Source organism: Rhizobium sp. LEGMi-198b (genome assembly GCF_054114205.1).
Map to the genome: position 1 here is coordinate 52,058 of NZ_JBSYVH010000008.1, position 12,393 is coordinate 64,450.

Genomic DNA, 12,393 nt, shown 5'->3' on the forward strand with positions numbered 1-12,393 from the left:
AAAGAGTGAACACATGATCAAGTTCTTATTGATGATGAGTGTCCTCGCTTTTGGAATTGCTGGTTTTGTCGTCATCGACGAGAACCGAGCAATGGCCGCTGGTCCTTGCAATTCATCAGCTCAAAACTGCCCCTGAGAGACAGACCTCGGACGCCTGGCGATGAACGATTTGATCTACGCGGGCGCCATTGCAGCCGGAGCGGTGACGCTGCTGATCGAGGCATTTCGGAATTTCAACTCGCAGACCGGCGACCATCCGTTCTCGCTGCATCCGATTCTCAAAGAAGTCGAGGTCAGGAACCTCTGCACGACCGGCGAGATTATCGCCGGTTTTACCTTCTATGCTGGCTTGTACCTTATCGTCTACGCCGTGGTCTTGGGCTCGGCAGAGGTGTATGACCTGTTATTGAGCGCGAGCAAGGCCAGAAGCGAAATCGGTGCAACCGACAACGTCCTGTTGCCCGCAAGTGACCCGTCGGTACTGTCTGCGACGAGCTACGGCAAACCCATCTTCGTTTCTGCCCTCTTAATTTCATTCCTGTCGATTGGCGCTGTCAAACCCATCGAAGCGACGATGAGAAGTCTTGCTCATCGGATGGCCGGCATCCCCCGGGGCGTCTACAGGGTCATAGAGAGTCTACGCAGCGTGGACTATGAGGAGTTCCTAAGAGATCAACCGGGATTGTTGGTCACAAGTTTTCGCGACGCGACTGAATCAATCAAGAATAGTATCGGTTTAGGCAGGAAAATAGCGGAGATCGAGTCATCGTTGGCCACAATTGACTATCTCTCAGTCGCTACAAACGCGAATAATCGAATGCTATACTTCCCGCTATATCAAATGTCTGAGCTGGAAGCACTGTCGAACAAGCTCGACGGGCAGCTCACCGCCTTGCATGACCTCATAGCTGCTTTACAAAAGAAGCTTCAATCCGGCAGCGAAGACGGAGCCGCAAAGCCCGATATACATGAAATATGGGACGCGCTTTCGAATCTCCAGCGCGAAGCGGCGATCGCGCGATCGAATACGATGGCAGTGTTCGCCGTCTTATTTGTGCGCAATAACCGGTCAGTCTTCAGCCAAAGCGGCTTGCTCCGCAGGCGCCCTCCGAAACTCGGTCAGAAGTCTCAAAGGAAAGAAGAAACAAGACCTCTGAGCCCGATGGAAAAAACCATAAAGCGAATCCAGGAAAAATATAACGCCGAACAAAACTCGTTCGCGATCAGCATGATGGTTGGCTTGGTCCTTGGCGCGATCGCGACTTTTCTCATTTACAACCAGTGGCGTGACTGGAAAGTGCAAAGTGATCCAGGCGTGTATAGCGAACAAACACGCGTCTTAGAGAACGAAATTGCTAATCAAGTGAGAGCAAACAATAATGCAAGCGCGAACAATGATAAATTAAATACAAAGGATACCATCGCCCAGCCTGTTTGTTCTCCAGCTGACGCCGACTGCAAGACGAAGGAAGCCATTCACCGATATAATCTTTCCCAACGGCCCATTTTTATCGAAACGACAGCCTGGGATACTCTTCATTCGGGACTTCTGGTTCTCTTGAGCGTTTTCTTTGTGCTCGTCGCGCGCGAGGTACGCATCGAGCAACAATCATGGCGAACGGACTGGAAATTCTATCAATTTCCGTTCCTGACGCTGCTTGGCATGTCCTTACTGTCGGGGCTTATCGCAGTTTTTGCGTCGGCTGCGGTCAACTTTGCTAAGTTGGCATGGGCCGTAAATTTTCATCTGACACAAACGCAAATCATTTTTTTATTCGAACAATCGGGAGAGTTTTTTGCCCTCCATTTTGGGGCCGGGTTGATCCTCTCATTCGCGGCCCTCGTTATTATGGATAAGCACAGACATCTCAGTGTTTTTTGGACAGTATTAATCAGTATTATTTTCTCTGCAGTATATGCGGGATATATGTGGCTTGCGATTTTCCTGACCTATGGATCTGCACTTCCCTCAGCACCAAAAGCCGCTTTGTTCTCTCAACAAACGAGAGACACGTTTATTTTTTGCTTCGTTCCATTTCTATTTCTTCTGACATTTGCCGTTATGCTTGAGATTACGGAGGCTGGAGACGACGACGCGAAATAGAAACTGAACTAAGGGGGCGATCAATGAATACTGCACTGCTCAGTTCGCTTTTTGCGTGTTTTACCTTTATTGCGGGAGGGGTCGCGGAAGCCGAGCCTCCCCAGCAACCGCCAGTCACGACATGCAACGAGAAGACGCAGCTTTGCATCGGGGTCCGAAGCGATGCCCGGCCCTTTTCCTATAGGTCCAGCCTGCCCGGCGAGAAGGCATCCGATGCGGCACGCGGTCCGTTGGAACGAGCCGGTTATACGGGCTACATGGTGCGAATATGTGATGCCGCCCTCGCCGAGATGATACTGGACGCAAAGCCAGGCGAATTGACCTTCAATGACATCGGCATCTACGACATTGACGAGGCGCGTGAAAAAGAAGCTTCAGCAGGTGCGACCACCGTTGCAGGCAAAGACGCCACCACGAGCAACACTATTTCCCCGATAAACGATTCGCGTTTCCTCGACCTTGGCGTCAAGTTTGACATACTTTGCGATCCGGCAACGATCACCAATGAACGGCGCAACGGCTTCATAGTTTCTGCGCCGCTCTTTTTAACCGGGATAAGCTACATCACACGCAAGGGGGAGGATCCGCCGGATAAAATCTGTTCCTACCCCAAAAAGCCACTAATCGGTCTTGTAGGTGGGACGACAGCTCAGAATGAGGGAATCAACGCGCTTCTGATTGCGCATGAGCTTCCCAAATTCGAAGACGCGCTAATCGATTACTTGCGCGGCGATCCGCTGAATCCGGATTCAAAGCCTTTGTGCGGAGAAGGTACTGAAAACAGGGTCAAGTCCTATAGCGGGTATACAGCCGCGGCAAACGCATTCTGCCATGATGATTTTCACTATTTCGTGGGTGATCTCGAAATCATTACCGAAAACGTCAAGATGATCCCGGGATGCGCATATGACAACGGCACGAGGACTTATACTAACGATCGCTACGCAGTCTTCGGGAAGGCTAGGCCCGAGAATGACAATAGGGGTACCGCGCGTCAGTTGCTGGTCGCCAGTTTTTTTGAGTTTCTTTCACAAAAGGTCGTGTTCAACCCCTCCATCCTCGACAAGGCTTTCGGTGATACGTTCCAAGGCGCAACTCCCAGCCACAAGCTCGACGTATTTTACTGGAGTGTCCGCGGGGAGCGCGAATAAGACGCCCGTCACCACGACAAGATCCCTATCGCCAGTGGGATGACTCGTGTGAGGTCCAAGTCATTATCAATATCGGTCGATCCGGAGGAAAACGTCCGGCTCTACGTCCGCATTTCACTGGTGCGCTTTATTGCTTCAATTCTCGCTCGAACGCTTCGATCTGCCGGAGCACCCATGGATCATCGGCGGAATAGTGAACGGTCTCCTGCTCCGCCCGCTTCCGGCATCGCTCCGAGAGCCAGTCAATCAAAGCGAGAAGCAGCCGCATGCGAGTTATCCGTGCTGTCCAGGGACTTGAGAGGCCCGGCCACCTGCCTCGTGAGCTGTCAGCAGCCGAGCCTCGATCAACCGCAAGGCGTTGCGGCGATTGTTTATTTGCCTTCCGCTAAATGAATGTTAGCTGAACAAATATACAGCTCATAAGAGAATATTTATATTCGTCATGGAGATCGCTGAGGTCATATTGCTCCTCTCGGTCTAGCGTCTGGTTTCAAGCGTGATACCTTCCAGATCTGGTCTTATGGGCATGTTGTTCTAGGCTCTGGGCTGCGCCGGCTCTTCTTGAGATCGATGAACGTGTGCCAGAGGACGGTGGCAAGAATGATGGCGCCGCCGACGAAGGTGGCAAGCGGCGGTTTTTCGGAAAAAAACAGCCAGACCCAGAATGGCGTGAGCACAATCTCCATCGTCCCGATAAGAGCGGCGTCCGCGGGCGGCATGCGCTTCGCGCCGGCGAGAAACAGGACGAGCGCAAAGGAGAAATTGGTTGCTCCAAAGGCGGCAAGCACCAGCCAGTTGTGTAGATCGAGCGAACCGACCGAGCTGAACGGCGCAAAGATGACGAGTGTCAGGAAGGCACCGATGATAGTCGGCGGCAGGCTCGGTACACTGCGGTCGATGCGCGGAATGATGATGACCAGGGCGAATGAGGCCGTCATCCCGAGCGCTAGGAGATCGCCGAGACCGGTGCCGCCGCCGATCGAGGAGGCAACGATGATCGCCACGCCGAGCAGGCAGACGCCGCCTGCAATCAGCGTTCTCCGCGGCACCCGCTCCTTCAAGATCGCCCAGCCGAGGAAGGCGGCGATGAAGGGCGCCGTGGCATAGATCATGGTCACATTCGCGACGGTGGTCATATAAAGCGCGCCGATGAAGCAGGCCTGGCTGAAGGTTTGGCAGGCGATCATCGCAAGCCCCGACGGGTGAAAGACCGAGCTCCATTGGCGGCGCGAGAATCCGCCTTCAAGAAAGAAGCTCGGGATCAGCAGGAACAATCCGCCGAACAGGGACCGCCAGGCGATCGCCGTCCAGAGATCCGTCGTCAGCAGCCGCGCATAGACGCCGCTGGCGCTCCAAGCGAGCGTTGCCGCAACGACGAGGGCGACGCCCTTTTCGTACTCATTGGCAGAGAATGATCTGGCGGGGGCCTGAATGGTCATGTGCGGTATCTCGGAAGCGAAGCACCTGAACGGATCGCCCCTGTGTGCGCCGATATTTGACATCAGACAAACGAATAGTAGAGATATATGCCATCGGAAATTTTTGTGGCTTGCCCATGCGCGAACCCATCGAAAGCGATTTGCTCCGGACGTTTCTCATCATCACCGAGACGTCGAATTTTTCCGTTGCCGCACAGCGCATTGGCCGCACGCAATCGGCCGTCAGCGCCCAAATCAAGCGTCTCGAAGAAATTGTCGGCGAGGCGCTATTCGAAAGAAGCGCACGTGGGGTCGTGCTGACCCGGCCGGGAAATCAGTTGCTGCCCTACGCCCGACGGATCGTCGACCTGTTGAACGAGGCCGCTGCGACGATCCGCACCAAGCCGTTGAATGGACCTGTGCGGATCGGAATTCCAGAAGAATATAGCCAAACCGTCCTGCCCGCGGCGCTTGCCGCCTTCGCTGTCCGGCATCCAGCCGTCGAAGTGACCGTTTCCTGCGACTACACCGCTCGAAATCTCAGCGCGCTGGAGAAGGACGAACTCGATATCGCTGTGGTCTTCGACTGGAGCAATCAGACCACCGGCGAGGTGCTCTGCATCGATCCGACAGTCTGGGTAACATCGTTGGTGCACCGCTTGCATGACGCGACGCCGCTGCCTGTTGCGACATACCGGAACTCGACCTGGGCGCGCGACTTTGCCCTGCGTTCCCTGGAGCAGCAGGCGCGGCCCTATCGCATCGCCTTCGTTGCCGATACCAGTTCCGGCCTGAAAAACGCCGTCTCCGCAGGCCTCGCCGTCACGACGCTATCCCGCAGTAACATTCCGCATGGCTGCCGGGAGCTGACGAGCGACGACGGCTTTCCGCCGGTCGATTCCTCGCGCGTCGTGCTTCGCCGCAATCCCTATCATTCCAGCGAGGCGATCCAGGAGCTCGCGGAAATGGTGCGTGAAGCCTTCCAGCCTATGTCGGCTCTGCTGCAGCCGTAGAGCGCCCGCGCAGGCGCCGCCGCGTGCCGGAGGGACTTTCCGAAAAACTGGCGCGATAGCTTCGGGAAAATGCCGAAGCCGAGTTGAAGCCGGTTGCCGCGGCAATCTCAGCGAAAGAATCCTTGGTCTCGATCACCTTGCGGCGCGCAGCATTGAGCCGAAGGGCGAGATAATGCACATGCGGAGGCGCGCCGATGCTTTCCTGAAAGAGCGCCTGGAGATGGCGAGCGCTGAGGCCGATGCGCCGCGCCAGGCGCGTCAGGACCAGCGGTTGCTCGATGTTTTCCTCCATCAGACGAATGGCCTGTGCAACGCGCGGGTCGCGCATCCGCAAGCCGGCGGTCGAGGGCGAAAGCTCAGCCGCGCTCCGCGTATTGGCCGGCTCGTAGATAAAAAGCCTGCTGACTTCGAGCGCAAGCGAATAGCCCTGCCGCCGCCGGATGATCTCCAGCATCAGGTCGACGGTCGGCAGCGAGCCGGCGGTGGTGATGCGCTTGCCGTCGATCACGAAACGATCCTTGACGGCACGGACCTGCGGATAGGCTAGCGCGAAATCGTCGAAATCCTCCCAATGAACAGCCGCCGAAACATCGTCGAGAAGGCTTGCCTCGGCGAGCAGCCAACTGCCGGATTCGATGCCCGCCATCATCGAACGGTAGCGCGCCGTCTGCGACAACTGCATCTTCAGCGCCTGCGTCGCGCTGCGCCGCCAATTGTAGCTCGCCAGCACGAAGAGCGGAGTGGTGTCGCTTGTGGGGCGGAAGCCGCCCGACGCAGGAACCGGGATATGGCTCGTCGTTTCGACGGGCGCGCCATCAAGTGTAAACAAGCGCCAGCGATAGATCTCGGCTCCGGAGATACGATTGGCCCCACGCAACGGTTCGATCACCGAAGCAATCAGGATCAGGTTCGTTTCCGGAAGCACCAGCAGATCGATGTCGAGTGGTGTGTTGGACGAAGTCAGCACGGGCATTCCCTGATATTTCCGGTAATGTATCGTTCTCTTCCGAAAATGCAAAGCATGGGAACGTCGCATGCCTCGTAATGGGCTCAATACGAGGGAGAACAAAAATGCCTCTTGCGATGAACCGCGATGTCTTCATCACCTGCGCCGTCACCGGCGCCGGCGACACGGTTTCCAAATCCAGCCATGTTCCGATCACTCCCAAGCAGATCGCGGAATCCGCGATCGATGCCGCCAAGGCTGGTGCCGCCGTCGTCCACTGCCATGTCCGCGACCCCGAGACCGGCGCCGCGAGCCGCCGCAACGATCTCTACAGGGAAGTGACGGATCGCATCCGCTCTGCGGATGTCGATGTGGTGCTCAACCTGACCGCCGGCATGGGCGGCGACCTGATCTTCGGCGATGTTGAAAGCCCCCTGCCCCTTAACGCCCGCGGTACTGACATGGCAGGCGCCTCCGAGCGCGTCAGCCACGTCGCCGAATGCCTGCCGGAAATCTGCACGCTCGATTGCGGCACGATGAACTTCAGTCTCGGCGACTATGTCATGACCAACACGCCCTCCATGCTGCGGGCGATGGCAAAGAAGATGACGGATCTCGGCGTGCGTCCCGAGATCGAAGCTTTCGATACCGGTCATCTCTGGTTTGCCAAGCAGCTTGCCGAGGAGGGTCTTATTGAGGACCCGGTCCTCATCCAGCTTTGCATGGGCATCCCCTGGGGGGCGCCCGATGACCTCAACACCTTTATGGCGATGGTCAATAACGTTCCCGAAAGCTGGACCTTCTCGGCCTTTTCGATCGGCTGTAACGCCATGGCCTATCCGGCGGCGGCGATCCTTGCCGGCGGCAACGTTCGCGTCGGGCTCGAGGACAATCTCTATGCCGGAAAGGGCATGCTCGCGACCAATGCACAGCTCGTCGAAAAGGCGGTGCAGGTGGTCGAAGGCATGGGCGCGCGCATCATCGGCCCCGAGGATGTCCGCAAGAAGCTGAAACTGACGAAGCGCTGAGGCCACGATGACCAGGATCAACAAGGCAGCCTGCATTGGCGGCGGCGTCATCGGCGGCGGATGGATCGCCCGCTTTCTGCTGGCGGGTATCGATGTCGATGTCTTCGACCCGCATCCGGAAGCGACCCGCATCGTCGGCGAAGTTCTGGCGAACGCGGAAAAAGCCTATGCGATGCTGACCGGTGCGCCGCTTCCACCGCGCGGCAAGCTCATCTTCAAGGATACGCTGGAAGCGGCCGTCAGCGATGCCGATTGGATCCAGGAAAGCGTGCCCGAGCGGCTGGACCTCAAGCGCAGCGTGCTGACACAAATCGATGCGGCCGCAAAGCCCGATGCTCTGATCGGCTCATCGACTTCCGGGCTGCTGCCGACGGACCTGCAGCGCGACATGCGCCACCCCGAGCGCCTCTTCGTCGCCCACCCCTATAACCCTGTCTATCTGCTGCCGCTGGTCGAAATCGTAGGCGGCGAAAGGACCAGCGCTGCCACGATCCAGGCGGCGATGGAACGGCTGCCGCCCATCGGCATGAAGGGCGTGCATATCGCCAAAGAGATCGAAGCTTTTGTCGGCGACCGTCTGCTGGAAGCCCTGTGGCGCGAGGCGCTTTGGCTGATTAAGGACGATATCTGCACGGTAGAGACGCTGGATGACGTCATCCGCTATTCCTTTGGCCTGCGCTGGGCGCAGATGGGTCTGTTCCAGACCTACCGCATTGCCGGCGGCGAAGCGGGTATGCGGCACTTCCTGGCGCAGTTCGGCCCGGCCCTGCAATGGAACTGGACGAAGCTTATGGATGTCGTCGATCTCGACGACGCCCTTGTCGAAAAGATCGGCCAGCAGTCGGACGAACAGGCGGCAGGCCTGTCGATCCGCGAGCTGGAGCGCATTCGCGACGAAAATCTCGTCGGCATCCTGCAGACGCTGAAGGGCAGCCATGGCGGCAAGGGTTGGGGCGCCGGCAAGCTCCTCAAGGAATTCGAGCACGGCCTCTGGGCCTCCGCCGGCGGCGACAAAAAGCTGGCGGATGTCGCGCAGCCTCTCCGTCTGATCGAAACCAAAGTCAGCCCTGCTTGGGTGGACTATAACGGCCACATGACCGAGCATCGCTATCTGCAGGTGTTCGGTGACACGTCTGACGCGCTGCTGCGCCTGATCGGTGTCGATCTCGATTATGTCGAGCGCGGTCACAGCTACTATACCGTGGAGACTCATATTCGCCATCTTGGCGAAGCCAAGCTCGGACAAGCCATCCATTCGACCTGCCAGCTTCTGTCAGCCGACGAGAAGCGGCTGCATGTGTTCCATACGATCTACGACACGGCAAACGGCGAAGCCATCGCCACCGCCGAACAGATGCTGCTGCATGTCGACGCCAAGGCCGGAAAAGCCGCTCCCGCACCGGAGGAGGTGCTGAGCAAAATAAGGCCGATTGTCGAGGCCCATGCAAGACTGCCTGTGCCCGAAGGCGTCGGGCGTCATGTCGGACAAAAGGGCTAGGAGGAAGCGATCATGAATTTCGGGCTCAACGAAGAGCAGGAGATGATCGTCCAGACGGTCCGCGACTTCGTGGAGACGGAGATTTATCCGCATGAGAACGAGGTCGAGCGCACCGGCCTCGTGCCGCCTGAGCTTGGCGACGAGATCCGGCGCAAATGCATCGAGCTCGGCTTCTATGCCTGCAATTTCCCCGAGGAAATCGGTGGCGCCGGGCTTGATCACGTCACCTTCACCCTTGTCGAGCGCGAGCTGGGTCGGGGCTCGATGGGACTCACCGTCTTCTTCGGCCGCCCTTCCGGAATTCTGATGGCCTGCGAGGGCGAGCAGCGCGAACGCTATCTTCTGCCGGCCGTGCGTGGCGAGAAGATTGACGCGCTCGCCATCACCGAACCCGACGCCGGCTCCGACATGCGCGGCATGAAATGCGCAGCCCGGCAGGATGGCGACGATTTCGTTCTGAACGGCACCAAACATTTCATCTCGCACGCAGACATCGCCGATTTCGTCATCGTCTTTGCCGCAACCGGCGAAGAGGAAACGCCGAGGGGCGTGAAGAAGAAGATCACCGCTTTCCTGGTCGATCGCGGCACGCCGGGGTTCGAGATCCTCAAGGGCTACGATTCAGTTTCCCATCGCGGCTATCACAACGTCATACTGAGCTTCACGGATTGCCGTCTGCCTAAATCCCAAGTGCTGGGTGGGGTACATCGCGGCTTCGATATTGCCAATGAGTGGCTTCACGGGACGCGTCTGACGGTCGCCGCGAGCTGTGTCGGGCGGGCCAGGCGCGTTTTCGATCTGGCGCTGCCCTATGCGGCGGAGCGGAAACAATTCGGCAAACCGATAGGCGCCAATCAGGGCGTGTCGTTCAAGCTTGCCGACATGATCACGGAGATCGACGCCGCCGACCTGCTGACACTATCCGCCGCGTGGAAACTGGATGCCGGCATCCCGGCCAATCGCGAGATTGCGTCCGCCAAGCTCTACGCCTCCGAAATGCTTGCCCGCGTCACCGACGAGGCGATCCAGATTTTCGGCGGCATGGGCTTGATGGACGACCTGCCGCTTGCCCGTTTCTGGCGCGATGCGCGCGTCGAACGCATCTGGGACGGAACCTCGGAAATTCAGCGTCACATCATCAGCCGCGATCTGCTGCGGCCATTCGGAGCGTGATCGGATGACGCAACGCCCGCTCGATCGCCTGATCAGACCGCAAACGATCGCCGTCTTCGGCGGCCGTGAGGCGCGCCGGGTCATCGAACAATGCGATCGCATGGGTTTTGCCGGGGACATCTGGCCGGTGCATCCGACGCTCGATAACGTACTTGGGCGCCGCTGTTATCGATCGGTGGAAGACCTGCCCGCCGCACCGGATGCCGCCTTCGTCGGTGTTAACCGGATGCTGACTATCGATATCGTGCGCGCGCTTTCAGCCAGAGGCGCCGGCGGCGCCGTCTGCTACGCCTCCGGCTTCAGCGAAGCCGTCGCCGAACTGGCCGATGGTGCCACTTTGCAGGAGGCCTTGGTCGATGCGGCCGGCGACATGCCGATCGTCGGGCCGAATTGTTATGGCGTGATCAACGGTCTCGATGGCGCCCTGCTCTGGCCCGATCAGCACGGAATGGTGCGTGTCGAACGCGGTGTTGCCATTCTCACCCAATCCTCGAACATCGCCATCAATCTCTCCATGCAAAGGCGTGGCCTCCCCATCAGCTATCTGATGACGGCAGGCAACCAGGCGCAGATCGGATTGTGCGATCTCGCCCTCGCCGTCCTGGAAGATCCTCGCGTTACGGCGATCGGCCTGCATATCGAGGGGTTCGGCAACGTCCAGACCCTTCAAAAACTTGCCGTGCGTGCGAGGGAATTGCGCAAACCCGTCATCGCTCTGAAGGTCGGCAAATCCGAACAGGCGCAGCGCGCCGCCGTTTCGCATACGGCATCCCTGGCCGGCAGCGATGCCGTTGCCGATGCGGTTCTCGGTCGCCTCGGCATCGGCCGGGTCGCGACCCTGCCGGAACTCGTCGAAACGCTGAAACTGCTGCACGTGACTGGCCCACTGCAAAGCAATGCGATCTCTTCGATGAGCTGTTCCGGCGGGGAGGCCTCGCTAATGGCCGATGCAGCGACTGGCCGGGCGGTGGATTTTCGCGCTCTGAAACCGGAGCAATTGCCGGCCTTGCGGCACAGCCTCGGCGAGATGGTGACGCTCTCCAATCCGCTCGACTACCACACCTTCGTTTGGGGCGATCTTTCACGCCAATCGGAGGCCTTCACCGCCATGTTCGAAGGCGACTACGCGCTCAATCTGATCGTCCTCGATTTTCCGCGCGACGATCGTTGCGATGCAGCGGACTGGATGACGACGGTTGCCGCTGTTGCCGCCGCGGCAAAACGCACTGGCGCCCGCGCTGGCATCCTGGCGACGCTGCCGGAAAACATGCCGGAAACGATTGCCTTGCAGCTAATGCGGGATGGCATAGTGCCTCTCTGCGGCATTAGCGAAGCCATCACGGCGGCGGAAGTGGCAAGCCGGATCGGAATGGCCTGGCGTGCTCAATCCCCGCTACCGCTGCTCGATATTCCCGTGATCGCAGGCGAGATCGAAACCTTGAGCGAGGCGGCGGCCAAAGCGGAGTTGTCCGCCGCCGGTCTCGCCATTCCCTTAGGCGAAACGGCATCCAATCCGAGCGAGGCCGCAGAACAGGCGCGCCGTATCGGCTTTCCTGTTGCCCTGAAGGCGTTGGGCGTCGAACACAAGTCCGAGGTCGGAGCCGTCGCACTCAACCTCTGGGATGTGGAGGCGGTGCAAAGAGCGGCGCAGCGGATGGTTCCGATCGCCTCCGGATACCTCGTCGAACGGATGGTCGAGCGCCCCGTCGCCGAGTTGATCGTCGGCGCCGTGCGCGATCCCGTCGTCGGATTGGCATTGACGATCGGCGCGGGTGGAATCCTAGTGGAATTGCTTGAAGACTCCGTTATTTTAGCCCTTCCCGTGACGAAGACAGACGTGTTGGACGCCATATCGCGGCTGAAGGTCAGGAAGTTGATCGAAGGCTATCGTGGCGGGGCGAAGAGCAGTCTCGATGCAGTTGCCGACGCCGTCTTATCAGCGGCAGAATATGTCGTAAAAAACGCCGCACGACTGGAAGAACTGGACATTAATCCATTGATGGTTCTGCCTGAAAATCGTGGCGTCATTGCCGCGGATGCCCTCATCCGGCGAAGGAGCTAG

Annotated in this window: 9 protein-coding genes; 7 read left to right on the forward strand and 2 right to left on the reverse strand. The window is 58.6% G+C overall.

Annotated elements, in window-relative coordinates; all coding sequences use genetic code 11:
- Positions 1-160 precede the first annotated feature (160 nt).
- Together ACXHXG_RS25905 and ACXHXG_RS25910 are read left to right on the forward strand one after the other, a co-directional pair.
- Positions 161-2,104: a hypothetical protein gene (locus ACXHXG_RS25905; RefSeq protein ID WP_457901207.1), complete on the forward strand. Its 1,944-nt coding sequence runs from the start codon at positions 161-163 to the stop codon at positions 2,102-2,104.
- A gap of 23 nt (positions 2,105-2,127) precedes the next feature.
- Entirely contained in the window at positions 2,128-3,255 is a 1,128-nt protein-coding gene (locus tag ACXHXG_RS25910; RefSeq protein ID WP_104826494.1) for a type 2 periplasmic-binding domain-containing protein, read from the forward strand.
- A gap of 518 nt (positions 3,256-3,773) precedes the next feature.
- Here ACXHXG_RS25910 and ACXHXG_RS25915 read toward each other — a convergent pair.
- Positions 3,774-4,694: a DMT family transporter gene (locus ACXHXG_RS25915; protein ID WP_104826493.1), complete on the reverse strand. Its 921-nt coding sequence runs from the start codon at positions 4,692-4,694 to the stop codon at positions 3,774-3,776.
- 116 nt (positions 4,695-4,810) lie between these two features.
- Here ACXHXG_RS25915 and ACXHXG_RS25920 point away from each other — a divergent pair, with 116 nt between their 5' ends.
- The gene (locus ACXHXG_RS25920; protein WP_104826492.1) at positions 4,811-5,686 is read left to right on the forward strand and encodes a LysR substrate-binding domain-containing protein; all 876 of its coding nucleotides are present in this window, start codon (positions 4,811-4,813) and stop codon (positions 5,684-5,686) included.
- Here the strand turns inward: ACXHXG_RS25920 and ACXHXG_RS25925 are convergent.
- Positions 5,661-6,659, reverse strand: coding sequence for a GlxA family transcriptional regulator (locus tag ACXHXG_RS25925; protein ID WP_260304939.1), 999 nt, complete (start codon positions 6,657-6,659; stop codon positions 5,661-5,663). The two genes, ACXHXG_RS25920 and ACXHXG_RS25925, sit on opposite strands and share 26 nt — an antisense overlap.
- Positions 6,660-6,757: 98 nt before the next feature.
- Here ACXHXG_RS25925 and bcoG point away from each other — a divergent pair, with 98 nt between their 5' ends.
- From bcoG to ACXHXG_RS25945, 4 genes are read left to right on the forward strand one after another with little or no spacing between them, the layout of a single operon-like run.
- A complete protein-coding gene (gene bcoG / locus ACXHXG_RS25930; RefSeq protein ID WP_457901208.1) occupies positions 6,758-7,660 on the forward strand; it encodes a 3-dehydrocarnitine:acetyl-CoA trimethylamine transferase BcoG in 903 nt (300 codons plus the stop codon).
- 7 nt (positions 7,661-7,667) lie between these two features.
- Positions 7,668-9,158, forward strand: coding sequence for a carnitine 3-dehydrogenase (locus tag ACXHXG_RS25935; protein ID WP_457901209.1), 1,491 nt, complete (start codon positions 7,668-7,670; stop codon positions 9,156-9,158).
- Between the two features lie 12 nt (positions 9,159-9,170).
- Complete coding sequence (locus ACXHXG_RS25940) at positions 9,171-10,331, forward strand: acyl-CoA dehydrogenase family protein (protein ID WP_457901210.1); 1,161 nt, start codon at positions 9,171-9,173, stop codon at positions 10,329-10,331.
- A gap of 4 nt (positions 10,332-10,335) precedes the next feature.
- Positions 10,336-12,393, forward strand: a complete 2,058-nt coding sequence (locus tag ACXHXG_RS25945) for an acetate--CoA ligase family protein (RefSeq protein WP_457901211.1) — start codon at positions 10,336-10,338, stop codon at positions 12,391-12,393.